This window comes from Streptomyces sp. NPDC032161 (assembly GCF_040636995.1).
GTDB lineage: Bacteria > Actinomycetota > Actinomycetes > Streptomycetales > Streptomycetaceae > Streptomyces.
In genome coordinates this window covers 1,003,903-1,027,729 of sequence record NZ_JBEZVN010000002.1, presented here as the reverse complement: position 1 = coordinate 1,027,729, position 23,827 = coordinate 1,003,903, and the positions used below count along the sequence as shown (strand labels likewise).

The window sequence follows — 23,827 nt, the reverse complement described above, 5'->3', positions numbered from 1 at the left end:
GGGCGCAACGGTCCGGGCCCGGTCCCCTGGATGGGGCCCCGCAGCACCCGGGGAGCGGCATTCCGAGCCGCGCCCCCTACGCCCGACGAAGCCCCCGCCCCGCGATGTCGGTGCCGCCAGATACGGTCGGAGCATGTCCAACATGGCGGTCCTCGAAGGCGTGCTGGAGCGCATCACGTACGCCAACGAGGAGAACGGGTACACCGTCGCCCGCGTCGACACCGGCCGGGGCGCGGGGGAGTTGCTGACCGTGGTCGGTTCGCTGCTCGGTGCCCAGGTGGGGGAGTCCCTGCGGATGGAGGGGCGCTGGGGGTCGCACTCCCAGTACGGCAAGCAGTTCGTCGTGGAGAACTACACGACCGTGCTGCCCGCCACCATCCAGGGCATACGCCGCTATCTCGGCTCCGGCCTGATCAAGGGCATCGGCCCGGTCATGGCGGACCGGATCACCACGCATTTCGGCGTCGACACCCTCGACATCATCGAGAACGAGCCGAAGCGCCTGGTCGAGGTGCCCGGACTCGGACCGAAGCGGACGAAGATGATCGCGTCGGCCTGGGAGGAGCAGAAGGCGATCAAGGAGGTCATGGTCTTCCTCCAGGGCGTCGGCGTCTCCACCTCCATCGCCGTGCGCATCTACAAGAAGTACGAGGACGCCTCGATCTCCGTCGTGAAGAACCAGCCCTACCGGCTGGCCGCCGACGTCTGGGGCATCGGCTTCCTCACCGCCGACAAGATCGCCCAGGCCGTCGGCATCCCGCACGACAGCCCGGAGCGGGTCAAGGCGGGATTGCAGTACGCGTTGTCGCAGTCCACCGACCAGGGGCACTGCTTCCTCCCCGAGGAACGGCTGATCGCGGACGGGGTGAAGCTGCTCCAGGTCGACACGGGACTGGTCATCGACTGCCTCGCCGAACTGGCCGAGGAACCGGAGGGCGTCGTACGGGAGAAGGTGCCGTCGCCCGAGGGCGGCGAGATGGTCACCGCCGTCTACCTCGTGCCGTTCCACCGGGCCGAGGTCTCGCTCGCCGCGCAGGTCCGGCGGCTGCTGCGGACGCCCGAGGAGCGGTTGCCGGCCTTCCAGGACGTCGACTGGGGCAAGGCCCTGGCCTGGCTCGCGACGCGCACGGGGGCGTCGCTCGCCCCGGAGCAGGAGGCAGCGGTACGGCTCGCGCTCAGCCGCAAGGTCGCCGTGCTGACCGGAGGCCCCGGCTGCGGGAAGTCGTTCACCGTCCGCTCCATCGTGGAGCTGGCCCGGGTCAAGCGGGCCAAAGTGGTACTGGCCGCGCCCACCGGGCGGGCGGCCAAACGGCTCTCCGAGCTGACCGGGGCCGAGGCGTCGACCGTGCATCGGCTCCTGGAGCTCAAGCCCGGCGGCGACGCCGCGTACGACCGGGACCGGCCGCTGGACGCCGATCTCGTCGTCGTCGACGAGGCGTCGATGCTCGATCTGCTGCTCGCCAACAAGTTGCTGAAGGCGGTGGCACCCGGTGCCCATCTGCTGCTCGTCGGGGACGTCGACCAGCTCCCGTCGGTCGGTGCGGGGGAGGTGCTGCGCGACCTGCTCGCCGACGGCGGCCCCGTTCCGGCAGTTCGGCTGACCACGATCTTCCGCCAGGCCCAGCAGTCCGGGGTGGTCACCAACGCACACCGGATCAACTCCGGGGTGCCGCCCCTCACTCAGGGTCTCAAGGACTTCTTCCTCTTCGTGGAGGACGAGACCGAGGACGCGGGCAGGCTCGCGGTGGACGTGGCGGCCCGGCGCATCCCGGCCAGGTTCGGCCTGGACGCGCGGCGCGACGTGCAGGTCCTCGCCCCGATGCACCGGGGTCCGGCCGGTGCGGGCGTGCTCAACGGGCTGCTCCAGCAGGCCATCACGCCGGGCCGGCCCGACCTGCCCGAGAAGCGCTTCGGCGGCCGGGTCTTCCGGGTCGGCGACAAGGTCACCCAGATCCGCAACAACTACGACAAGGGCGAGAACGGTGTCTTCAACGGCACGGTCGGCGTCGTCACCGCCCTCGACCAGGACGAACAGAAGCTGACGGTCCTCACCGACGAGGACGAGAAGATCGACTACGACTTCGACGAGCTCGACGAGCTGGCCCACGCCTACGCCATGACGATCCATCGCTCCCAGGGCAGCGAGTACCCCGCCGTCGTCATTCCCGTCACCAGGAGCGCCTGGATGATGCTCCAGAGGAACCTGCTCTACACCGCCGTGACCAGGGCCAAGAAGCTCGTCGTCCTGGTCGGCTCGCGGCAGGCGATCGGCCAGGCGGTCCGCACGGTTTCCGCGGGCAGACGCTGTACGGCGCTGGATTTCCGGCTGGCGGGAGCCTCCGGCGGAGGGTCCCCGGAAAAAATGATCGATCAAATCGGTGGGAAACATCACGCAGCCCTTCCGGAACCGGAACGGACGGGGCAGGATGAGTAGGCTCGCGGCACTCAGTGCCGCGAGTAGGTCCAATGGACGACCTCGAGTGCACTCTCCTGGGCCGAATGGGGGAGGGTGGAGATAGTCAGGGAACCTCGAAGAAGAGGCACTACGTCGGTGAGGGATGACGTGAGCGAGCACACCAACAACGCTGTAGTACTGCGGTACGGCGACGGCGAGTACACCTACCCGGTGATCGAGAGCACCGTCGGGGACAAGGGCTTCGACATCGGGAAGCTCCGCGCCAACACCGGTCTGGTGACGCTGGACAGTGGATACGGCAACACCGCGGCCTATAAATCCGCCATCACCTACCTCGATGGCGAGCAGGGCATTCTGCGCTACCGCGGCTACCCCATCGAGCAGCTCGCCGAGCGCTCGACGTTCCTCGAGGTCGCGTACACCCTCATCAACGGTGAGCTTCCCAAGGTCGACGAGCTGTCGGCCTTCAAGAACGAGATCACCCAGCACACGCTGCTGCACGAGGACGTCAAGCGGTTCTTCGACGGATTCCCGCGCGACGCCCACCCGATGGCCATGCTGTCCTCGGTGGTCAGCGCGCTGTCCACGTTCTACCAGGACAGCCACAACCCGTTCGACGAGGAGCAGCGCCACCTCTCGACGATCCGGCTGCTGGCCAAGCTGCCGACGATCGCCGCGTACGCGTACAAGAAGTCGATCGGCCACCCCTTCGTCTACCCGCGCAATGACCTCGGGTACGTCGAGAACTTCCTGCGCATGACCTTCTCGGTCCCCGCCCAGGAGTACGAGCTCGACCCGGTCGTCGTCTCCGCGCTCGACAAGCTGCTCATCCTGCACGCGGACCACGAGCAGAACTGTTCGACCTCCACCGTGCGTCTGGTCGGCTCCTCGCAGGCGAACATGTTCGCCTCGATCTCCGCCGGCATCTCGGCGCTGTGGGGTCCGCTGCACGGCGGCGCCAACCAGTCGGTGCTGGAGATGCTGGAGGGCATCCAGGCCAACGGCGGCGATGTCGACTCCTTCATCACCAAGGTGAAGAACAAGGAGGACGGCGTCCGGCTGATGGGCTTCGGCCACCGCGTCTACAAGTCCTTCGACCCGCGTGCCAAGATCATCAAGGCCGCCGCCCACGACGTGCTGTCCGCGCTCGGCAAGTCCGACGAGCTGCTCGACATCGCGCTGAAGCTGGAGGAGCACGCGCTCTCCGACGAGTACTTCGTCGCGCGCAACCTCTACCCCAACGTGGACTTCTACACCGGTCTCATCTACCGGGCCATGGGCTTCCCGACCGAGATGTTCACCGTGCTGTTCGCGCTCGGCCGCCTCCCGGGCTGGATCGCCCAGTGGCACGAGATGATCAAGGAGCCGGGTTCCCGCATCGGCCGCCCGCGCCAGATCTACACCGGCGAGGTCCTGCGCGACTTCGTCCCGGTCGAGAGCCGCTGAGTCCGAGCGGACCGAGCCCGAGCCGATCGAGCCCGGGCGGACCGGTCCCGATCCATTGAGGCTCGTGGCACCTCGCACCATTCCGGTCGCCGGTCGGCCGGTGGGTCTTCGCCCCGTGTACCGCGCTGTCGCACAGAGCGCGGAGCACGGGGCGATTCGCGTTGCGGGGCAGTTGTGCGTTGCGGGGTGGGCGGCGGGCAGGGAGAAGCGCCCCGCCGTCGATCCCCCCACGGGCCGACAACGAGGCGCTTCCCATATCCCGGAGCGGATTCCCCCCACGGGATCCGGCCGGGTGTCTGCGGGAGCCGAGGCTCCAGGGCATACCCTCGCCCACTGCGGACTACGTTCTTCACTTGTACTTCCGGTGCGATCTGCCGGGGTACGTACGCACGGGAGGGCCGCTCAAAGCTCCCCGGTGCACGTGCCCCGGCCAACGCTTGCCCGAAGCGTCCCCCAAGACGCTTCGCCGGACGTCCCCCAAGACATCCTTGGCATCGCACTCTTAGACTCGCGAACCCATCGGATGGTTACCCTCAAATCGATGTGATCTAAGTCTCTTTGTGGAAGTTACGTGAAGGCACGCAACCGCAGGCTGTTCGTCACGACGAAGACCGATGAGAGCGCCATCGCCGCTCCGGCAATCATAGGGTTGAGCAGCCCAAATGCCGCAAGGGGCAGGGCGGCGACGTTATAACCGAATGCCCAGAGAAGGTTGCCCCTGATGGTGGTCAGGGTGCGTCGGGAGAGCCTGATGGCATCGGCCGCCACCTTGAGATCTCCACGAACGAGCGTGAGATCGCTCGCCTCGATCGCGGCGTCCGTGCCGGTCCCCATGGCCAGCCCGAGATCGGCCGTGGCCAGGGCGGCCGCGTCGTTCACGCCGTCGCCGACCATGGCGACGGAGCGCCCCCGGGACTGGAGTTCCTTGACGACGTCGACCTTGTCCTCGGGCATGACCTCCGCGTACACCGTGTCGATCCCGACCTCGGCCGCGACGGCCTCGGCCACCGCCCGGTTGTCGCCGGTCAGCAGAACGGGACGCAGACCGAGCGCGCGCAGTTCGGCGACGGCCTCCGCGCTGGACCTCTTGACGGCGTCGGCGACCTCCAGGACCGCACGTGCCTCGCCGTCCCAGGCGACCACGATCGCGGTACGGCCCCGGCCCGCCGCGTGCGCCACGGCGCCCGCCAGATCGGCGCGGATCCTGATGCCCGCCTCCGCGAGCAGTTGTTCGCGGCCGACGAGGACGGCGTGGCCGTCGACGATGCCCTGGACGCCGAGTCCGGGGACGTTGGTGAAGTCCTCGGGGGTGGGGAGGGGGGTGCCGGTGCGTTCGGTGGCGCCGGTGGCGACGGCCTGGGCGATGGGGTGTTCGGAGGAGTGTTCCAGGGCGCCGGCGAGGCGCAGGACTTCGGTCTCGGTGGTGTCCGTGGTGGTGTGGATGTCGAGGAGGGTCATGCGGCCGGTGGTGACGGTGCCGGTCTTGTCCAGGACGATGGTGTCGACTCGGCGGGTGGTCTCCAGGACTTCGGGGCCCTTGATCAGGATGCCGAGCTGGGCGCCGCGGCCGGTGCCGACCATGAGGGCGGTCGGGGTGGCCAGGCCCAGGGCGCACGGGCAGGCGATGATCAGTACGGCCACGGCGGCCGTGAACGCCGCCGTCACGTCGTCCGTGACGAGCAGCCACGCGACCAGTGTGGCCAGGGCGAGCGCGATGACGGCCGGGACGAAGACGGCCGAGATCCGGTCCGCGAGGCGCTGTGCCGCCGCCTTGCCGTTCTGCGCGTCCTCGACGAGCCTGGCCATCCGGGCCAGCTGCGTGTCGGCGCCGATCCGGGTCGCCTCGACGACCAGCCGGCCGGAGGCGTTCACGGTGGCCCCGGTGACGGAGTCCCCGACGCCCACGTCGACCGGGGCGGACTCCCCGGTGAGCATGGAGGCGTCCACGGCCGACGCGCCCTCGACGACCGTGCCGTCGGTGGCGATCTTCTCGCCGGGCCGTACGACGAAGCGGTCGCCGACGGCGAGACGGCTCACCGGAACGCGCACCTCCCCGCCGTCGCGAAGGACGGAGACGTCCTTCGCGCCCAGGTGCATCAGCGCGCGCAGGGCGGAACCGGCCTTCCGCTTGGAGCGGGCCTCCAGGTAGCGGCCGAGCAGGATGAAGGTGATGACGCCCGCCGCGACCTCCAGATAGATGGTGGAGGAGGCCCCGTGGCGCGAGGCGATGAGGTCGAAACCGTGCCGCATCCCGGTCACGCCCGCGTCACCGAGGAACAGGGCCCACAAGGACCAGCCGAAGGCGGCGAGGGTGCCGACCGAGACCAGGGTGTCCATGGTGGCCACGCCGTGCCGCAGATTGGTCCAGGTGGCGCGGTGGAAGGGCAGCCCGCCCCAGACGACGACGGGGGCGGCGAGAGCGAGGGAGAGCCACTGCCAGTTGTCGAACTGGAAGGCCGGGATCATCGAGAGCAGGACGACGGGGGCGGCGAGGACCGCCGACACGGTCAGGCGCTGCCGCAGTGCGGCGAGTGCGGCGTCGGCCTCCCGTTCGGCGGCGTCGGCGGGCTGCTCGGTGACGTCGGCCGACCGGTCGGTGGTGTCGGCGGGCCGGTCCGGGGGGACAGCGGCCCGTCCTGGGACATCGACCCGCCCGGTGACGTCGGTGGGCCGGTCGGCTTCGGTGCCGGTCCGGGGCGTGGGAGGTCGTGCGGGGGCCCGTGCCGGGGCGGGGGAGGAGGGGCAGGGGGCCGGCGTGGCGCCGGATACGGGCTGTGCCGTGTAACCGGTCTTCTCGACCGTGGCGATCAGATCGGCGATCCCGGTGCCCGGACCGAACGACACCCGGGCCTTCTCGGTCGCGTAGTTGACCGTGGCGGTGACGCCGTCCATGCGGTTGAGCTTCTTCTCGACCCGGGCCGCGCAGGAGGCGCAGGTCATCCCGCCGATGGTGAGTTCGGCCCGGAAGTTGTCGGTCGCCGGTGCCCCGGCTTCCGTCGCGCTGTGCATGTCCGAAACTCCTGAAACGCCGACCGGGCCGTACCCCACCAGTATCTGCTGGCAGGTCCGGCCCGGCGACAACGCGGGGTGATGCGGGTCGGCCCGGGGAGCGGCTTCGTCCCGGGCCCGTGGGTCAGGCCGTGGCGCCGACGAGCTCGTAGCCCGCCTCGTCGACCGCGGCGCGCACGTCCTCCTCGGACAGCGGGGCGTCGGAGACGACGGTCACCTGGCCGGTGGAGGCCACCGCCTTCACCGAGGTGACGCCCTTGATGCCGGAGATCTCCCCGGAGACCGCCCCCTCGCAGTGCCCGCAGGTCATGCCGGACACCTGGTAGACGGTGGTCACCGCGCCCGCCGCGGAGTCGCCGCCGGCGCTGTCGTGGCAGGAGCCGCTCGGCGAGCAGCAGGAGCCGGTGGCCTGGGGAAGCTGGGTCTCGACGGTCATGGGTGTTCTCCTCTTCGACTCTTCGACTGCCACTCTTCGGCCGCGGCGTTCCGGCCGCGGCCTTCCGGTCGCGGCGAGCGCGAAACGGCATGGCGTCGGGAACCCGGCGGTTCCGGTGGGCTCCGACACTCGTCACCTTATACCCCTAGGGGGTATGAATGCGAGTATCCCCGTCAATGGGCGAGTGTCACCGGTGGATGAGTCGCCTCACATCGGAGGGTGGGGGAGCCGGCTCGTACGGCTCGGTCCCGCGTGCCAGAGCGCCGACCAGGTGGCCTCGGTGACCAGGCCGTTCGGCGCGAGCGGGGGATGGTCCGCCTGGAAGCGCCGCACGGCCAGGAAGGTCTGCGGCCCGAACCGTCCGCCGAGACCGGACCACGGCAGGTAGTGACGGTTGGCGAGCATGCACTGGACCTGGTGGGAGACCCGGTCGCCCCGTTCTCCGTACACGGTCGGCGCGTCGCCGTCGTAGAAGGCGCAGACCGGGCTGGAACCGGGCGGCGGCACCGGGTTCTGCGGGTCGGCCGATGCGGCCGGGGCGATGCTGAGGGAAGCGGCCAGGGAGGCGGTCAGCGTGGCCACGGCCAGGGCGACGGCCCCCGCCGCCCTGCGCGTCCTGTCCGTCCCGCGCGTCCTGTCCGTCCCGCGCGTCCTGTCCGGCCTGTGTGTCCAGTGGGTCCTGCGGGACAGCGGCGTCTTCCGGGTCATGGTCGGTCGTGCTCCTCGTGCGGTGCGGCGGGGTGCGCGACCGGGGCCGCGCACCGCCCTCTTGTCGAGGACAACACCGCGTACCGCCACGATGTCACTTCCCGGAACCGTTCGGCGTGTCAGCCGGCCCGGTGCGGTCCGGTCGGCGCGCCGTTCCCGGGCGGGTCGGCCGGTGCGACGTTCCCCCGCCGGTCGACCGGTCCGTCACCCCCCTGCGGGTCGGTCGGTACGCCGGGGCGGCGCGGGCCACCGCAGGAACGGAGGTAGTCCCGGGTGCGGCGGGCGATGGGGAACGGCTTGTCGGGCGGGCACGGGTACATGTCCTGCTCGACGATGGCGAAGAGGTCGACGTCCAGGGCGCGGGCCGCGGCGAGCACGGGTTCCAGCGCGGGCACCCCGCCCGGCGGTTCGCACATCACGCCCCGCGCCACGGCGGGCCCGAACGGCACCTCGTCCGCCACCACCCGGGCCAGGACCTCCGGATCGACCTGCTTGAGGTGCAGATAGCCGATCCGCTCGCCGTAGGTCTCGATCAGTTCGACGCTGTCGCCGCCGCAGTACGCGTAATGACCGGTGTCGAGGCAGAGCGAGACCAGGTCGGGATCGGTGGCGTCGAGGAAGCGGCCGACGTTCTCCGGCTCGTCGATGTGGGTGTCGGCGTGCGGGTGGACGACGACGCGCAGCCCGTACCGGTCCCGTACCTCCCGGGCCAGCCGTTCCGTCTGGCTGGTGAGATCGCGCCACTGCTCCGCGGTCAGCTCCCGGTCCTCCAGGACCTCGCCCGTCCGGTCGTCGCGCCAGAACGCCGGGATGACCACCAGATGCCCGGCGCCCATCGCCCGCGTGAGTGCCGCGATGCCGGCGACATGCGCCCAGGTCCGGTCCCAGACACCCGGCCCGTGGTGCAATCCGGTGAAGACCGTCCCGGCCGACACCCTGAGCCCCCGGCGGCCGGTCTCGTCGGCGAGCCGGGCCGGATCGGTCGGGAGATAGCCGTACGGGCCCAGCTCGATCCACTCGTAACCCGCCTCGGAGACCTCGTCGAGGAAGCGCTGCCAGGGCACTTGCCGCGGATCGTCGGGGAACCAGACCCCCCACGAGTCGGGTGCCGAACCGATGCGGATGCGCGACGGAGCAGGTGCTCGGGAGGGAGAGACCATGCGGCCCAGACTTCCGGGCCCCGGAACCCCTGTCAATCATTCGTCCTTATGTCCGGACATAGCGTTGACAGGGGGTCGGAGGGCCGTTAGACCTTGAACAGCCGTCAGCGCCGCCGGTCGAAGGGATGTGCACGCCCATGCCCGAGCCGAAGCCCGAGCCGTACGACGTGATCACCATGGGCCGGATCGGTGTCGATCTCTACCCCCTGCAGATCGGTGTGCCGCTGGCCCGGGTCGAGACGTTCGGCAAGTTCCTCGGCGGCTCGCCCTCCAACGTCGCCGTCGCGGCGGCGCGGCTCGGCCGGCGGACCGCGGTGGTGACGCGCACCGGGCGGGACGCCTTCGGGGACTATCTGCGCCACCAGCTGCGGGAGTTCGGGGTGGACGACCGGTGGGCGACACCCGTCGACGCGTACCCGACGCCGATCACGTTCTGCGAGGTCTTCCCGCCCGACAACTTCCCGCTCTACTTCTACCGCCGCCCCAAGGCCCCGGACCTGGAGATCCGGACCGAGGAACTGGATCTCGACGCGATCCGGTCCGCGCGGGTCTTCTGGGCGACGGGCACCGGCCTGTGCGCCGAGCCGAGCCGCACCTCGACCCTCGCCGCGCTGCGCGCCCGAGGCCGGTCCGGCATCACCGTGTTCGACCTCGACTGGCGCCCGATGTTCTGGGGCGACGCCACAGCGGAGGCCGTCACCGCACCGGACGCGGCCGTCGCGCCGAACGCATTCGGCCGGGCGCCGGACCCTCAGGGTCGGTTGTCGGACGCCTCCGACCAGGTGCCGGGCACCTCCGGCCGGGTGACGGATGCCGCCGCCCGTTACCGCGAGGCCCTCGCACTCGCCACCGTCGCCGTCGGCAACCCCGACGAGTGCGCGATCGCGACCGGGGAGAGCGAACCGTACGACGCCGCCCGCGCCCTGATCGCCGCAGGTGTCGAACTGGCCGTCGTGAAGCGGGGCCCCGCGGGCGTGCTCGCCGTCCACCGCGACGGCACGATCACCGACGTGCCCCCGCTGCCCGTCGAGGTGGTCAACGGCCTCGGCGCGGGCGACGCGTTCGGCGGGGCGCTCTGCCACGGGCTGCTCGCGGGCTGGGACGCCGCACGCGTCATGCGGTACGCCAACGCGGCCGGGGCCATCGTCGCCTCCCGGCTCTCCTGCTCGTCCGCCATGCCGTTCCCGCACGAGGTCGAGGCGGTCCTGGCCGAGGGGGCCGTCACCGCCCACCGCACCGGAGCCGCACCATGACGCGGCCACGCACCACCCCGTGCGTCGGGTCGCGCACCACCCCGAGCGCCGGGGCGCGCATCGGGTCACGCACCGGCCCGGACATCGGGCAGCACGTCGGCGAGCGACGGGCAGGGACGGGTAGGGAAGAGACATGACGACGGATGACGACGACGAACCGCGCCACCACCTCTGCGCGGGCAGCACGGCGAGCGGCTCCTACACCCTCGACATCTCTCCGGAACGCGCCGGCTGGGACCGGTCCCGCCTGCGCGTGCTCGCCTTGGATCCGGGTGGAATTCACACGCTCGTCACCGGGGAGAGCGAGTGGATCGTCCTGCCGTTGACCGGTGGCTGTACGGTGCATACCTCAGGTGAGATCTTTGAACTGCTGGGCCGGGAAAGCGTGTTCAGCGGGGTATCCGACTTCGCCTACCTACCGCGCGACGCCCACGCACAGATCGCCTCCGGCGCAGGAGGCCGCTTCGCCCTGGCAGGAGCGAAGTGCGAGCGACGACTCCCCGCTCGCTACGGCCCCGCGCCGGAGGTCCCCGTGGAGCTGCGCGGCTCCGGGAACTGCTCCCGGCAGGTCAACAACTTCGCCGCCGCCGACACGTTCGAGTGCGACCGGCTGATCGCCGTCGAGGTCCTCACGCCCGGCGGCAACTGGTCGTCGTACCCGCCGCACAAGCACGACGAGCACCGGCCCGGCGCCGAGTCCGTGCTGGAGGAGATCTACTACTTCGAGGTGGAGCGCGACGGCCTCGGCTACCACCGGGTGTCGCCGTCCCGTCCCGGCGGTACGGACGTCCTCGCCGAGGTCCGCAGCGGCGACGCCGTCCTGATCCCCGACGGCTGGCACGGCCCGTCCATCGCACCGCCCGGCCGCACGCTGTACTACCTCAACGTCATGGCGGGCCCGGGGGAGCGGGAGTGGCTCATCACCGACCACCCCGACCACGCGTGGATCCGCGACACCTGGTCCTCGCAGCCCGTGGACCCGAGACTTCCGCTGTACGGACCGGAGGCAGCCTCGTGAGCGCGTCAGCCACCCGCCGGCTCACCACCGCCCAGGCCCTGGTGACCTTCCTGACCCGCCAGTACACCGAGCGCGACGGCCGCCGGCAGCGGCTGATCAGCGCCACCTGGGGCATCTTCGGCCACGGCAACGTCGCCGGGATCGGGCAGGCGCTCGTCGAGTCCGGCCGGTCCATGCCGTACTTCCAGGGCCGCAACGAACAGGCCATGGTGCACGCCGCCGTCGGTTACGCCCGCCAGTCCGACCGGCTCTCCGCGCACGCCGTCACCACGTCCATCGGCCCCGGCGCCACCAACCTCGTCACCGGAGCCGCCCTCGCCACCGTCAACCACCTCCCCGTCCTGCTCCTGCCCGGCGACATCTTCGCGACCCGGCCCGCCGACCCCGTGCTCCAGCAGCTCGAGGTCCCGTACGCGGGCGATGTCTCCGTCAACGACTGCCTGCGCCCCGTCTCCCGCTACTCCGACCGGATCACCCGCCCGGAGGCCCTGATCCCGGCTGCCCTCCAGGCCATGCGGACCCTCGCCGACCCGGCGGAGACCGGCGCGGTCACGCTGGCGCTGCCGCAGGACGTACAGGCCCAGGCGCACGACTGGCCGGAGGAGTTCTTCGCCGAGCGCGTCTGGTACGTGCGCCGCCCCGCCCCCGACCCGTACGAACTTCAGCGGGCGGTACGGGCCGTGCGCGGTGCCCGACGGCCGTTGATCGTGGCGGGCGGCGGGGTGCGCCACAGCGGGGCCGGGGAGGCCCTCGCCGCGTTCGCCGCCGCCACCCGCATCCCCGTCGCCTCCACCCAGGCGGGCAAGGGCTCCCTGCGCCACGACCACCCCGCCGACGTCGGCGGCATCGGCCACACCGGCACCGCGACCGCCGACGCGCTGGCCCGGGACGCGGACCTGGTGATCGGGGTCGGAACCCGTTACTCCGACTTCACCACCGCCTCCGCCACCCTCTTCCAGAACCCGGCGGTCCGCTTCCTCAACGTCAACATCACCGGCTTCGACGCGCACAAGCTCGGCGCCCTCACGCTGGTCGCCGACGCCCGTACCGCGCTGAAGGCGCTCGACGTGGAGCTGGCCGCGCACCACCATCGCGTCGACCCGGCCTACGAGACCGAGTACACCGAGGCCAAGAAGGAGTGGGAACGACGGGTGACGGCCGCGTTCACCGCCGACGACCCGCACGCCCGCCCCACCCAGGCCCAGGTCCTCGGCCTCCTCGACGCGCTCGTCACCGAGGACGACGTACTGATCAACGCGGCCGGTTCGCTCCCCGGCGACCTGCACAAGCTCTGGCGGGCCCGTTCCCCGCACCAGTACCACGTCGAGTACGGCTACTCCTGCATGGGCTACGAGATCCCGGCCGCGATCGGGGTCCGGCTGGCCGCCCCCGACCGCCCCGTCTGGGCGCTCGTCGGCGACGGCACGTATCTGATGAACCCCACCGAGATCGTCACCGCCGTGCAGCAGGAGCTGCCCGTGAAGCTCGTCGTGCTCCAGAACCACGGCTACGCGTCCATCGGAGGCCTCTCCGAGACGGTCGGTGCCGAGCGCTTCGGCACCGCCTACCGTCACCGCGCCACCGACGGCACCTTCACCGGCCCGCCGCTGCCCGTCGACCTCGCGGCCAACGCGGGCTCGCTCGGCATGCGGGTGCTGCGCGCCAGGACCGTGCGCGACCTGCGCGAAGCCCTCGCCGAGGCGCGGGCCTCGGACGTTCCCACTTGTGTCTACGTCGAGACCGAAACGGCAGACACAGTGTCGGGCCCTCCTCCGGCGCAGGCGTGGTGGGATGTCCCCGTGGCCGAGACGGCCACCCGGCCGTCGGCCGTGAAAGCCCGCGAGACGTACGACCGGAATGCCGCCGACCGACGCCATCACCTCTGAAGCGACGACCGCCGCTCAGTGCCCGGAGACCGCCCTTCCCGTCGGCACCGTCCAGCTGTCCGAAGACGCCACCGAACGCCATCGAACCCCCACCGAACGCCATCGAAGGAGCTCTGTCATGAAGACCGTCAACCACTGGATCGGTGGCAAGACCGTCGAGGGTGCGTCGGGCAACTACGGCCCGGTCACCGACCCGGCCACGGGCGAGGTCACCACCCGGGTCGCGCTCGCCTCCCCCGACGAGGTGGACGCCGCGGTCGCCGCCGCGAAGGAGGCCTACGCCACCTGGGGCACGTCCTCGCTGGCGACCCGCACCGCGATCCTCTTCCGTTACCGCGCGCTGCTCGACGCCCACCGCGAGGACATCGCCCGCCTCATCACCGCCGAGCACGGCAAGGTGCACTCGGACGCCCTGGGCGAGGTGGCCCGCGGTCTGGAGATCGTCGAGCTGGCCTGCGGCATCACGACCCAGCTCAAGGGCGAGCTGTCCACCCAGGTGTCCAGCCGGGTCGACGTCGCCGGGATCCGCCAGTCGCTCGGCGTCGTCGCCGGAATCACCCCGTTCAACTTCCCGGCCATGGTGCCGATGTGGATGTTCCCGCTCGCCGTCGCGTGCGGCAACACGTTCGTGCTCAAGCCCAGCGAGAAGGACCCGTCGGCCGCCGTCCTGCTGGCCGAGCTGGCCGCCGAGGCCGGTCTCCCGGACGGTGTGCTGAACGTCCTGCACGGTGACAAGGTCGCCGTCGACGGGCTGCTGAACCACCCGGACGTGGCCGCGGTCTCCTTCGTGGGCTCCACCCCGATCGCCCGCTACATCCACGCCACCGCCTCCGCCAACGGCAAGCGCGTCCAGGCGCTCGGCGGGGCGAAGAACCACATGCTGGTGCTGCCGGACGCGGACCTCGACGCCGCCGCCGACGCCGCCGTCTCCGCCGCGTACGGCTCCGCCGGTGAGCGCTGCATGGCGATCTCCGCTGTCGTCGCGGTCGGCTCCATCGGCGACGAACTCGTCGCCAAGATCAAGGAGCGCGCCGAGAAGATCAAGATCGGCCCGGGCAACGACCCGTCCTCCGAGATGGGCCCGCTGATCACCGCCGCCCACCGCGACAAGGTCGCCTCCTACGTCACGGGCGCGGCGGCCCAGGGCGCCGAGGTCGTCCTGGACGGCACCGGCTTCACCGTCGAGGGCTTCGAGAACGGCCACTGGATCGGCCTCTCCCTCCTCGACCACGTGTCCACCGACTCGGACGCGTACAAGGACGAGATCTTCGGCCCGGTGCTGTGCGTGCTGCGCGCGGAGACGTACGAGGAGGGCGTGGCCCTCATGAACGCCTCGCCGTTCGGCAACGGCACCGCGATCTTCACCCGTGACGGCGGCGCCGCCCGCCGCTTCCAGCTGGAGATCGAGGCCGGCATGGTCGGCGTCAACGTGCCGATCCCGGTGCCGGTGGGCTACCACTCCTTCGGTGGCTGGAAGGACTCCCTCTTCGGCGACCACCACATCTACGGCAACGACGGCGTGCACTTCTACACCCGCGGCAAGGTCGTCACCACCCGCTGGCCGGACCCGGCCGACGCACCGGCCGGAGTGGACCTGGGCTTCCCCCGCAACCACTGATCCCACTGCCCCGCCCGCGGGCCCCGATCCACCCCCGACGCGACGGCCCGTCCGGACACATTTCTTCGTGTCCGGGCGGGCCGTCGCCGCGTTCCGTGTCCGGGCGGGCCGTCGCTTCTTGTCCGCGGTCGGGTGGACCACGGCCCCGGGCGGACCGCGTGTGCGTCCCAGGGGCTCACATGCGCCGCAGCCCCAGGTACTGCAGCGCCCCCATGCCCGCCACGGTCAGCCCCTGGAACACGATCCATCCGTTGCCGATCCCCGTCGCCGTCAGCGCGTCCACGCGCACGGTGACGACACTCGTCACGGCCCAGGCGGTGTTCAGGGCGATGACGACGGCGACCGCGCCCCGGTGGAGCTCGGCCCGGCGGGAGACGGACAGCAGCCACGCCGCGTACACCGTGAGGAACACGCCCACCGCGTACTCCACCGGGCGCGGCACACCGAGGAACGAGTCCAGGACCGTGGCGAGCGCGAGATAGCCGATGCCGTTGGCGCCGGTGAGGACCACGTCCGCCATGAGGGCCGTCCGGAGCAGTCCGTCGGTGCGGGCGACGCCCGTCGTGCCCGCCGTGTCCTTCGTGCCCGGTGCCGGGGCCGTACTCGCGTTCCGGTACGCCATCACTGGGTCCTCCTGTCGTTGTCACGCGGTCTGTCGTGTCGCGCCTTCGGCGAAGCCGCGTGCCGCACGAGGAAGGTACGGACGCACGCGGCACCCGCTCAATTACCTCTGAGGTCATGCGCGTGAATGCGCCGCGCATTTCTCTTATGACGGCGAGTGAAAAGAAGGCTTCTCGTGTGACGCAGGCCACGTGATACGCGCCACTCTTGTCCCGATTTGGGGCCTTTGCCGTGTGGGGTGGGTCATGTGGCGGCGGTCACTATGAGGATGGATAGTAGGGCGCTCCGGAGCCGTGCTCCCTGCGTTTCACTGCTCAGTGCGGAATTCTCGGATCATTTCCACCGACACCTACGATCCGTTCTAGTAAAAGGTCCTCGTTGACTTGGATTTGCTCCTCGCATAACAATTTTTGACATCACCCCCGATCGAAGAGGAATTGCTGAATGCAGATCACTGCGATGCCCAAGAATTTCGCTCGTATGACCCGCACCAAGAAGACTTCTCTGGGCGTGCTCGCGGCAGGCGCGGCGGTTGTCGCCGGTGCCGTCGCCGGAGCCCCGGCCGCCTCGGCCGCCACCCCGGCCCAGGCTCCCGCCGCCCCCACCCAGGCGAGTGGCGGCAACGTCGACGCCTGGATCAAGCAGGCGCTGGAGGTCATGCGGGCGAAGGGCATCCCGGGCTCGTACGACGGGATCCACCGCAACCTGATGCGTGAGTCCGGCGGCAATCCGAACGCCATCAACAACTGGGACTCCAACGCCGCCAAGGGCATTCCGTCCAAGGGGCTACTGCAGGTCATCGACCCGACGTTCAACGCCTACCACGTCAGCGGGACGGCCAAGAACGTCTACGACCCGGTGGCCAACATCACCGCCGCCGCGAACTACGCCGCCCACCGCTACGGCTCCATCGACAACGTCAACTCCGCCTACTGAGCGGGGCAGCCGAAGAACGACCGGGGCAGGGGAGCCGTCACGGCTCCCCTGCCCCGGTTTTCGGCGTCGACGCCGTCGGCGCGGTGCAACTCGCTCGCGGCGTACGCCTCGCCGATGCTGTGATGGGGCCATGAACACCCCGACCGCGACCGCTCCGACCGCGCCCACCGCCCCGTCCGTGCCCGCCCCGTCCGTGCCCGTCCCGGCCACGACCGCTCCGGTCAGGCCGCAGCACGAGATCCGCGCCCTGTACACGGACACGACGATCACCGTCTACCAGGCGTACGCCCCGTTCATCGGACAGCCGGCGGCGCGCGACGGGCGGTTCCCGGAGGCGTGGAAGCGCGACCGCATGACATGGATCAAGCCGAGCTTCCTGTGGATGATGTACCGCTGCGGCTGGGCCATGAAGGAGGGCCAGGAGACCGTTCTGGCCGTCGAGATCGCCCGCGAGGGATTCGACTGGGCGCTGGCCCACTCCGAACTCTCCCACTACGTGCGCGGAGTTCACGCCGACCGTGCCGCCTGGCAGGACAGCCTGCGCCGGAGCCCGGCCCGCGTCCAGTGGGACCCGGAACGCGATCTGCGCCTGGACCGGCTCCCGTACCGTTCGCTGCAACTCGGCCTGTCCGGCGAGGCGTCGCGACGGTACGCGGACGAGTGGACCGTCTCGATCCGTGACGTCACGCCGCTGGCCCGGCGCATCCACGAACACGTGACGGCGGGGCGGCTCGACGAGGCGACGCAACTGCTGCCGAGGGAGCTGCCCTACCCCGGGGCGACGGGCCACACCGCCTCTTGAGTTCCACCCCGCTGTTCGCCGGTGCGGGGGAGGGGGCGACCACGCGCGGGCGCGTACATCGCGTGACCGGGCAGCGCGTGCGGCCTCGTGGATCAGGCGAGCGGGCCAATGCTTCTGCGGGGTGACAGGCCCGGCGTTACGTTCCGCGTATGACCCACCACGCCCTCTTGCTGTCGGCGCCCGGTCCGAAGATCGACTGGGCCGGGATGCCGACGTACAACACGATCATCGCGGTCACGGCCGGTGCCGGGCTGCTGCTCGTGGTGGCGCTGGGGTACCAGCTCCTGAAGCCCGGGCGCACCATCACCCCCGACGGATGGGCGCTGGCGTTCGGAGCCATCGGCTTCGTCCTGGTCGTGGCCGGTCTCCACATGGTCCTGACCTGGCCACTCGCCGGGGGCGGCTTCCCGCAGAACAACATCGCCTTCGGCGAACCGGCGGTGCTCTTCGGTGTCCTCCTCCTCGCCGCCGCCCTCTACCTCTGGAAACGCGGTGCCGACATCAACAGCGCCAACCGCGTCGTCCACACGGCCCGCGTCACCGCGCCCATCTCCCTCCTGGTGTTCGGCGTCGGGCTGGCCTGTCTGGGGATCGCCGCCGCGGGCTGGAAGTACACGCTGTTCGCCGCGCCTCCGCAGGAACCCGTCGCCGGGGAGTTCGCACGGTGGCCGTGGGTGGAGACGTCCTTCGTGTCCGCGGCGTACCTCCTGGTGGGCGTCGGGGCCATCCTGTTCCCGTTCATGCTGCGTCGGCCCCGGGGGCGGGCGGCCCAGGTCATCGGGGTCGCCTGGGGGCTGTCCGGGCTGGCGTTCCTCCTCTTCGGCGCCCTCGCCTACTTCACCCACATCGGCCTGATCATGAACACCAAGTGAGGCGGGCGGGGCGCCACCACGGCCCCGGGAACCACGGCACCCGGCCCGGGGCGCGAGGGCCGGAGCCCTACCACGGCATCCGGCCCCGTCCCAACAGCGCTACGGCCCCTCGGGGGCCACCGCATCGGCCCACCCCGTCACGGCCACCACCTCGCGCGCGAGATCCGTGACCTTCCGGCCGTCCGTCGCCACACGCACCGTGTCCGCCGGTGCGTGCTCGTCCAGGAAACGGGCCCTGCGCATGCTGTTCGCCACCTCGCGGTCCAGTTCCGAGCCGATCTCCCGGCCCTGGAGCCGGCCGTACGTCGTGGTGTCGGAGGCGGTGAGCAGAACGCGGACGATCCGTACGTGCGAGCCCATCGCGCGCTCGAACATCGCCGCCGACTCCGGCAGCACGCTCACCGTGTTGGTGTAGATGAGCCGCCGGTATCCGAGTTCCGCGAAGTTCGACCAGACCGCCGCCAGATTGCGCTCGGTGATCCCCGCCCGGTGCGGATCGCCCGGCGGAGCCGGATGGACCTGCCCCATCAGATCGCCCTCCAGCACCGCGTGCGCCACCTCCGCCGCCCGCAACAGCGCCGACACCTCCCAGGCCACGGTCGACTTCCCCACGCCCGCGCGCCCGCCGATGAGTAATACCTCCGCCTGATTCATGTCGGCAGGGTGCCAGTCCGCGAAGGCCACCGCGAGACGCCCGCCCGTGTCGGGCGTCCCTTCGATTCCTCCCAGCGGCCCCTGCCGCGCATCCGCGGCGCGTACCGCGTATCGGCCCGGCGTACCGCGTATCGGCCCGGCGTACCGCGTACGGAGTACGCCGGGCGGCGGCCGTGCACCGGGCGGAGGCCGGAGACTTCCCCCTGGCGGCTGCCCGCGTACGGCGGCCGTCCGCTTAGGGTCGGGAAGCATGGAAACCCCTGGAGCGCGTACGTCCCGATGGCGGCTTCCGCTGCCCCGGGCCCGCCGGCGAGGGCGCGGGGGCGCGCGCGGCCGGTGGGCCGCGGGCCTCGCGGCGCTCGCCGTACTGGCCGCCGCCGGGACGTGGAACGCCGTGGCCGACGACGGCACCCCGGCCGTGCACCGCCAGGACCGGACGATGCGTGTCGACGGGGTGTCCCTCGACACCTCGTACTTCACCACCGGCGGCACGGAACGCCGCCCGGCCGTACTGATCGGGCACGGGTTCGGCGGCAGCAAGAACGACGTACGGGCGCAGGCCGAGCGGCTGGCCGGTGCCGGGTACGCCGTGCTGACCTGGTCCGCCCGGGGGTTCGGGAAGTCGGGCGGGGAGATCTCGCTCAACGCCCCCGACCGCGAGGTCAAGGACGTCTCGCGGCTGATCGACTGGCTCGCGGACCGGCCCGAGGTGCGGCTCGACGCCGAGGGCGACCCGCGTGTCGGCGTCACCGGCGCCTCCTACGGCGGTGCCGCCTCGCTGCTCGCCGCCGGGTACGACCGGCGCGTGGACGCCGTCGCTCCGCAGATCACGTACTGGAACCTGGCCGACGCGCTCTTCCCCGACGGGGTCTTCAAGAAGCTGTGGGCCGGGATCTTCGTCACCACGGGCGGCGGCTGCCAGAAGTTCGAGAAGCGGATCTGCGCGATGTACGAACGGGTCGCCGTCACCGGGAAACCCGACACCGCCGCGCGCGCACTGCTCACCGAACGGTCCCCGAGCGCCGTCGCCGACCGGATCGGAGTGCCCGCGCTCATCGTGCAGGGCCAGTCCGACTCCCTCTTCCCGCTCGGCCAGGCGGACGCCATGGCCCGTGCGATCCGCGCCAACGGCGCACCGGTCGCGGTCGACTGGATCGCGGGCGGGCACGACGGCGGCGACCTGGAGGCCGACCGGATCCACGGCCGGATCACCGACTGGTTCGACCGCTACCTCAAGGACGACACGAACGCCGACACCGGGCCCGCCTTCCGCGTCACCCGGACCGGAGGCGTCGACTCCACCGACGGCGCCGCCCGTACGCGCGGGGCGAGCAGCGCCACGTACCCGGGACTGGCCGGCGACGGGGAGAGGACGATCGGCCTCGGACGGCGGACGCAGACGTTCCGCAACCCGGCCGGGGCCAACCCGCCCGGCATCTCCGCCGTACCGGGCGTCGGCGGCGGGCTGACCCGGCTGTCCTCGCTCGGTGTCGGCCTCTCCATGGACTTCCCCGGACAGTACGCGCGCTTCGACTCCGCGCCGCTTGACGGGCCCGTGCGCGTCACCGGCTCCCCGACCGTGCGGATGAACGTGAAGGCGGACCACGGCGACGCCGTGCTGTTCGGCAAGGTCTACGACGTATCGCCGGACGGCGGGCAACAGGTGCTGCCCGCGCAACTCGTCGCCCCCTTCCGCGTCACCCCGGACCGGCAGGGCCGGGACGTGGAGCTGACCCTCCCCGCCATCGACCACCGGTTCGACGCGGGGCACCGGCTCCGGCTGGTCCTCTCCGCGACCGACCTCGGTTACGCCTCACCGGCCGAACCGGCGACGTACACGGCGACCACCACCGGACCGCTCACCGTCCCCACCGCCCCCGCCCTGAGGACGGCCGCGGCCGCGCTGCCCCGGTGGACCTGGGGGCTCCCGGCGGCCGCCGCGGTGATCGCCGCCCTGCTGCTGTTCACCGCCCGCCGCACCTCCGGCCCCGGCGCCCGGCGTACCACGCACCCGGCGCCCGGCACCGCACCCGACCCGGCGCTCGCCGACGTCCCCCTCCGTATCACCGGCCTCTCGAAGAGGTACGCCAGGTCGGCCGAGATTTCCCGAGCTCTCAACTTCGTTCGAGCAGGGGAGACCCCATTCGCGGTGAAGGACCTGTCCTTCCAGGTCGAGAAGGGGCAGGTACTCGGACTCCTCGGCCCCAACGGCGCGGGCAAGACCACCACCCTGCGCATGCTCATGGGCCTGATCACACCGGACGACGGCGAGATCCGCGTGTTCGGGCAGACCGTCCGGCCGGGCGCGCCCGTGCTGTCGCGCGTCGGTGCGTTCGTCGAGGGAGCCGGATTCCTGCCGCACCTGTCCGGGCGCGCCAATCTGGAGCTGTACTGGGCGGCCACCGGCCGCCCCGCCGAGGACTCCCGCATCGACGAGGCCCTGGAGATCGCCGGGCTCGGCGACGCGCTCGCCCGCGCCGTCCGCACGTACTCGCAGGGCATGCGGCAGCGGCTGGCCATCGCCCAGGCCATGCTCGGGATGCCGGACCTGCTCATCCTCGACGAACCGACGAACGGGCTCGACCCGCCCCAGATCCGCGAGATGCGCGACGTGATGATCCGGTACGCGGCCGGGGGCCGTACCGTCATCGTCTCCAGCCATCTCCTCTCCGAGGTCGAACAGTCCTGCACCCACCTCGTGGTCATGGACCGGGGCCGGCTCGTCCAGGCGGGCCCGGTCGCCGAGATCATCGGCTCCGGCGACGTGCTGCTGGTCACCACCGCACGCGAACTGCCCGACCCCCTCGTGGAGAAGGTGGCCGCGCTGCCGGGGATCGGCTCGGCCACGCGTACGGACGACGGGCGGGGACTGCTGGTACGCCTCGACGGGACCAGCACCACGACGTCCGATCTGATCGCCGAACTGGTCCGGCTCAACGTGCCGTTGACCGGCGTCGGGCCGCGCCGCCGCCTGGAGGACGCGTTCCTGACCCTGATTTCCGGAGGCTCCGCATGAGTGCCACAGGCGATGCCACAGAGACCGGCGCGGCGATCGACGTGCCGTCAGCATCCGAAGCGTCCGGTGCATCCGGTGCATCCGGTGCATCCGGTGTCTCCGGTGTCTCCGGTGTCTCCGGTGCGCACGGTGCCGGGGGCGGGGCGGGTGCGCCCGGCTACCGCGCCCGGCGCACCCTTCCGCTGCGCGTCGAGGCGGTGCGCCAACTGCGCAGGCGCCGCACGCTGTTCATGGGCGCGGTGCTGGCCCTGCTGCCGTTCGTCCTGATCGCCGCGTTCGCGATCGGCGGCACACCGTCCTCGCGGGGCGGCGGTGGCGGACGGATCACCCTGATGGACACCGCGACCGCGTCCGGCGCGAATTTCGCCGCGACCTGCCTGTTCGTGTCCGCGGGGTTCCTGCTCGTGATCCCGGTGGCACTGTTCTGCGGCGACACGGTGGCGTCCGAGGCCAGCTGGTCCTCGCTGCGCTATCTGCTGGCGGCGCCCGTGCCCCGGGTCAGGCTGCTGTGGAGCAAGCTCGTCGTGGCCCTCGGCTTCAGCCTGGCCGCGATGGTGCTGCTGCCGCTCGTCGCCCTGGCCGCGGGAACGGTCGCGTACGGGTGGGGGCCGCTCCAGCTCCCCACCGGCGGCGCGCTCGACGCCACGACGGCGATGTCGCGGCTGACGCTCGCCCTCGCGTTCGTCTTCGTGTCCCAACTGGTCACCGCCGGGCTGGCGTTCTGGCTTTCGACGAGGACCGACGCCCCGCTGGGCGCGGTCGGCGGGGCGGTCGGGCTGACGATCGTCGGCAATGTGCTGGACGCCGTCACCGCGCTCGGTTCCTGGCGCGAATTCCTGCCCGCGCACTGGCAGTTCGCGTGGGCGGACGCGCTCCAGCCCGAACTGGAATGGGGCGGGATGCTGAAGGGGGCGTCGGTCTCGGTGGCGTACGCGCTGGTTCTGTTCGCGCTCGCGTTCAGGGGGTTCGGCCGCAAGGACGTGGTGTCCTGACTCCTCGCCCGTACCGCGACCGGGTTCGGGAGCCGGAACCGGAAGCCGCAACTCGCGATCGGGAGCCGGGAACCGGCGGTGCGGGCCGTTCGTACGGGAGCCGGCTGTGCGCGGGCCGCTCCCGCGGAAACCGGCTGTGCGCGCCGCCCGCCGTGGCCATGATGGAGGCCATGCCCTCCCTCTTCCTGATATTCGCGGTGATCACGACCGGTATCTACGCCGGATCCCTGCTGACGTTCCTGGTCGCGATCATGCCGGGCATCGCGCTGCTGCCGGACGAGCGGTTCGCGGACGCGATGCGCCGCTTCAACGAGAAGGTGCCCGGCCCACTCTTCCTGGTCCTTTTCGTCGGGGTGGTCGTCCTCCCGGCGGCCGTCGTCGTCACCGCCTTCGCGAGCGGCGCCGGGACCGGCGGCACGGAACGGGCGTGCGCGGTGGCGGCCCTGGCCTGCGCACTCGGCAGCCACCTCGTCACGATCGCCGGGAACATCCCGCTGAACAAGGCGCTCGCGGAATCCGAGGGCGACGGCGACGACGGGGCGGCCCGCGCGGCGTTCGAGGCCCGCTGGAACGGCCTCCACCGCATCCGGACCGCACTCTCCCTCGCGGCGTTCGTCCTGCTGACCGCGATGGCCGTCGTCTGAGGGCGCCGCCCCGTGATCCGTGGCGGATCGGCGCGCGGCGTCGGATGCGGTGCCTCGCAGGACGGAGGGACGCCCGTGTACGGGGAGGCATGCGGGCGTTCCGGCAATGCGGCGAGGTGCCGCGGCCGACCTCGGGCGCCCGCCGGGGCCGACGGGACGGCCCTTGGCCGACGGGCCTTCTCGCGGACTTCCGTTCCGCCTTCGCCGATGATCGTTCCGCCTTCTCGGACGGCCGTTCTGTGGGCGAGGTGCTGTGTACGGGTGGAGGAGCTGTGACGGTCACGGCGGGCCGCGCAACCAACGCGTCCGGCCGCCGGTCCGAATGGGTGGAGTGTCGGTA

At 71.4% G+C, this 23,827-nt stretch carries 18 protein-coding genes; 12 read left to right on the top strand and 6 right to left on the bottom strand.

The features are described from left to right. Positions 1-133: 133 nt before the first annotated feature. Positions 134-2,434: an ATP-dependent RecD-like DNA helicase gene (locus AB0E67_RS10205; RefSeq protein WP_362023416.1), complete on the top strand. Its 2,301-nt coding sequence runs from the start codon at positions 134-136 to the stop codon at positions 2,432-2,434. A gap of 129 nt (positions 2,435-2,563) precedes the next feature. Further along, positions 2,564-3,862 (top strand): citrate synthase, encoded by a 1,299-nt coding sequence (locus tag AB0E67_RS10200; protein WP_351521881.1) that lies wholly within the window; start codon positions 2,564-2,566, stop codon positions 3,860-3,862. 567 nt (positions 3,863-4,429) lie between these two features. Here AB0E67_RS10200 and AB0E67_RS10195 read toward each other — a convergent pair. The 4 genes from AB0E67_RS10195 to AB0E67_RS10180 all read right to left on the bottom strand — a co-directional run bounded on the left by AB0E67_RS10195 (position 4,430) and on the right by AB0E67_RS10180 (position 9,175). After that, a complete protein-coding gene (locus tag AB0E67_RS10195) occupies positions 4,430-6,871 on the bottom strand; it encodes a heavy metal translocating P-type ATPase (RefSeq protein ID WP_362023413.1) in 2,442 nt (813 codons plus the stop codon). Positions 6,872-6,995: 124 nt separating this feature from the next. Beyond that, a complete protein-coding gene (locus AB0E67_RS10190; RefSeq protein ID WP_362023410.1) occupies positions 6,996-7,307 on the bottom strand; it encodes a heavy-metal-associated domain-containing protein in 312 nt (103 codons plus the stop codon). A gap of 207 nt (positions 7,308-7,514) precedes the next feature. Further along, the gene (locus tag AB0E67_RS10185) at positions 7,515-8,015 is read right to left on the bottom strand and encodes a peptidoglycan-binding protein (protein ID WP_362023407.1); all 501 of its coding nucleotides are present in this window, start codon (positions 8,013-8,015) and stop codon (positions 7,515-7,517) included. Between the two features lie 119 nt (positions 8,016-8,134). Continuing rightward, positions 8,135-9,175: a sugar phosphate isomerase/epimerase gene (locus AB0E67_RS10180; RefSeq protein WP_362023404.1), complete on the bottom strand. Its 1,041-nt coding sequence runs from the start codon at positions 9,173-9,175 to the stop codon at positions 8,135-8,137. Between the two features lie 137 nt (positions 9,176-9,312). On the opposite strand from AB0E67_RS10180, the gene iolC reads away from it, so the two are divergent. From iolC to mmsA, 4 genes are all read left to right on the top strand, one after another. Continuing rightward, positions 9,313-10,428: a 5-dehydro-2-deoxygluconokinase gene (gene iolC, locus AB0E67_RS10175; protein ID WP_362023402.1), complete on the top strand. Its 1,116-nt coding sequence runs from the start codon at positions 9,313-9,315 to the stop codon at positions 10,426-10,428. A gap of 133 nt (positions 10,429-10,561) precedes the next feature. Then, entirely contained in the window at positions 10,562-11,446 is an 885-nt protein-coding gene (gene iolB / locus AB0E67_RS10170; RefSeq protein WP_362023400.1) for a 5-deoxy-glucuronate isomerase, read from the top strand. After that, a complete protein-coding gene (gene iolD / locus AB0E67_RS10165; RefSeq protein ID WP_362023397.1) occupies positions 11,443-13,332 on the top strand; it encodes a 3D-(3,5/4)-trihydroxycyclohexane-1,2-dione acylhydrolase (decyclizing) in 1,890 nt (629 codons plus the stop codon). Before iolB ends, iolD begins: the two co-directional genes overlap by 4 nt. A gap of 118 nt (positions 13,333-13,450) precedes the next feature. Then, positions 13,451-14,950, top strand: coding sequence for a CoA-acylating methylmalonate-semialdehyde dehydrogenase (gene mmsA, locus AB0E67_RS10160; RefSeq protein WP_362023394.1), 1,500 nt, complete (start codon positions 13,451-13,453; stop codon positions 14,948-14,950). 175 nt (positions 14,951-15,125) lie between these two features. On the opposite strand, the gene AB0E67_RS10155 is transcribed toward mmsA, so the two are convergent. Next, a complete protein-coding gene (locus AB0E67_RS10155) occupies positions 15,126-15,572 on the bottom strand; it encodes a hypothetical protein (RefSeq protein ID WP_362023391.1) in 447 nt (148 codons plus the stop codon). Between the two features lie 443 nt (positions 15,573-16,015). Between AB0E67_RS10155 and AB0E67_RS10150 the strand changes: the two genes are divergently transcribed. The 3 genes from AB0E67_RS10150 to AB0E67_RS10140 all read left to right on the top strand — a co-directional run bounded on the left by AB0E67_RS10150 (position 16,016) and on the right by AB0E67_RS10140 (position 18,181). After that, entirely contained in the window at positions 16,016-16,507 is a 492-nt protein-coding gene (locus AB0E67_RS10150) for a transglycosylase SLT domain-containing protein (RefSeq protein ID WP_362023389.1), read from the top strand. A gap of 130 nt (positions 16,508-16,637) precedes the next feature. Next, positions 16,638-17,309, top strand: coding sequence for a DUF4291 domain-containing protein (locus AB0E67_RS10145; RefSeq protein ID WP_362023386.1), 672 nt, complete (start codon positions 16,638-16,640; stop codon positions 17,307-17,309). A gap of 149 nt (positions 17,310-17,458) precedes the next feature. Then, positions 17,459-18,181, top strand: a complete 723-nt coding sequence (locus AB0E67_RS10140) for a DUF981 family protein (protein ID WP_362023384.1) — start codon at positions 17,459-17,461, stop codon at positions 18,179-18,181. Between the two features lie 99 nt (positions 18,182-18,280). Here the strand turns inward: AB0E67_RS10140 and AB0E67_RS10135 are convergent, their stop codons facing one another. Beyond that, positions 18,281-18,835 (bottom strand): hypothetical protein, encoded by a 555-nt coding sequence (locus AB0E67_RS10135; RefSeq protein WP_362023381.1) that lies wholly within the window; start codon positions 18,833-18,835, stop codon positions 18,281-18,283. Positions 18,836-19,085: 250 nt separating this feature from the next. On the opposite strand from AB0E67_RS10135, the gene AB0E67_RS10130 reads away from it, so the two are divergent. The 3 genes from AB0E67_RS10130 (at position 19,086) to AB0E67_RS10120 (ending at position 23,487) form a co-directional block, all read left to right on the top strand. After that, positions 19,086-21,851 carry an alpha/beta fold hydrolase gene (locus AB0E67_RS10130; RefSeq protein ID WP_362023378.1) on the top strand — a complete coding sequence of 922 codons (2,766 nt, stop codon included), beginning with the start codon at positions 19,086-19,088 and terminating at the stop codon, positions 21,849-21,851. Then, the gene (locus AB0E67_RS10125; RefSeq protein ID WP_362023375.1) at positions 21,848-22,843 is read left to right on the top strand and encodes an ABC transporter permease; all 996 of its coding nucleotides are present in this window, start codon (positions 21,848-21,850) and stop codon (positions 22,841-22,843) included. Before AB0E67_RS10130 ends, AB0E67_RS10125 begins: the two co-directional genes overlap by 4 nt. 170 nt (positions 22,844-23,013) lie before the next feature. Then, on the top strand, positions 23,014-23,487 hold the full coding sequence (locus tag AB0E67_RS10120) for an anthrone oxygenase family protein (RefSeq protein ID WP_362023372.1): 474 nt from the start codon (positions 23,014-23,016) through the stop codon (positions 23,485-23,487). Positions 23,488-23,827 lie beyond the last annotated feature (340 nt).

Excerpts from the sequence above, each read along its gene's own strand:
- AB0E67_RS10205 (WP_362023416.1), top strand. The coding sequence starts at position 134 with ATGTCCAACATGGCGGTCCTCGAAGGCGTGCTGGAGCGCATCACGTAC.
- AB0E67_RS10195 (WP_362023413.1), bottom strand. The coding sequence starts at position 6,871 with ATGCACAGCGCGACGGAAGCCGGGGCACCGGCGACCGACAACTTCCGG.
- AB0E67_RS10190 (WP_362023410.1), bottom strand. The coding sequence starts at position 7,307 with ATGACCGTCGAGACCCAGCTTCCCCAGGCCACCGGCTCCTGCTGCTCG.
- AB0E67_RS10185 (WP_362023407.1), bottom strand. The coding sequence starts at position 8,015 with ATGACCCGGAAGACGCCGCTGTCCCGCAGGACCCACTGGACACACAGG.
- AB0E67_RS10180 (WP_362023404.1), bottom strand. The coding sequence starts at position 9,175 with ATGGTCTCTCCCTCCCGAGCACCTGCTCCGTCGCGCATCCGCATCGGT.
- iolC (WP_362023402.1), top strand. The coding sequence starts at position 9,313 with ATGCCCGAGCCGAAGCCCGAGCCGTACGACGTGATCACCATGGGCCGG.
- iolB (WP_362023400.1), top strand. The coding sequence starts at position 10,562 with ATGACGACGGATGACGACGACGAACCGCGCCACCACCTCTGCGCGGGC.
- mmsA (WP_362023394.1), top strand. The coding sequence starts at position 13,451 with ATGAAGACCGTCAACCACTGGATCGGTGGCAAGACCGTCGAGGGTGCG.
- AB0E67_RS10155 (WP_362023391.1), bottom strand. The coding sequence starts at position 15,572 with ATGGCGTACCGGAACGCGAGTACGGCCCCGGCACCGGGCACGAAGGAC.
- AB0E67_RS10150 (WP_362023389.1), top strand. The coding sequence starts at position 16,016 with ATGCAGATCACTGCGATGCCCAAGAATTTCGCTCGTATGACCCGCACC.
- AB0E67_RS10145 (WP_362023386.1), top strand. The coding sequence starts at position 16,638 with ATGAACACCCCGACCGCGACCGCTCCGACCGCGCCCACCGCCCCGTCC.
- AB0E67_RS10140 (WP_362023384.1), top strand. The coding sequence starts at position 17,459 with ATGACCCACCACGCCCTCTTGCTGTCGGCGCCCGGTCCGAAGATCGAC.
- AB0E67_RS10135 (WP_362023381.1), bottom strand. The coding sequence starts at position 18,835 with ATGAATCAGGCGGAGGTATTACTCATCGGCGGGCGCGCGGGCGTGGGG.
- AB0E67_RS10130 (WP_362023378.1), top strand. The coding sequence starts at position 19,086 with ATGGAAACCCCTGGAGCGCGTACGTCCCGATGGCGGCTTCCGCTGCCC.
- AB0E67_RS10125 (WP_362023375.1), top strand. The coding sequence starts at position 21,848 with ATGAGTGCCACAGGCGATGCCACAGAGACCGGCGCGGCGATCGACGTG.
- AB0E67_RS10120 (WP_362023372.1), top strand. The coding sequence starts at position 23,014 with ATGCCCTCCCTCTTCCTGATATTCGCGGTGATCACGACCGGTATCTAC.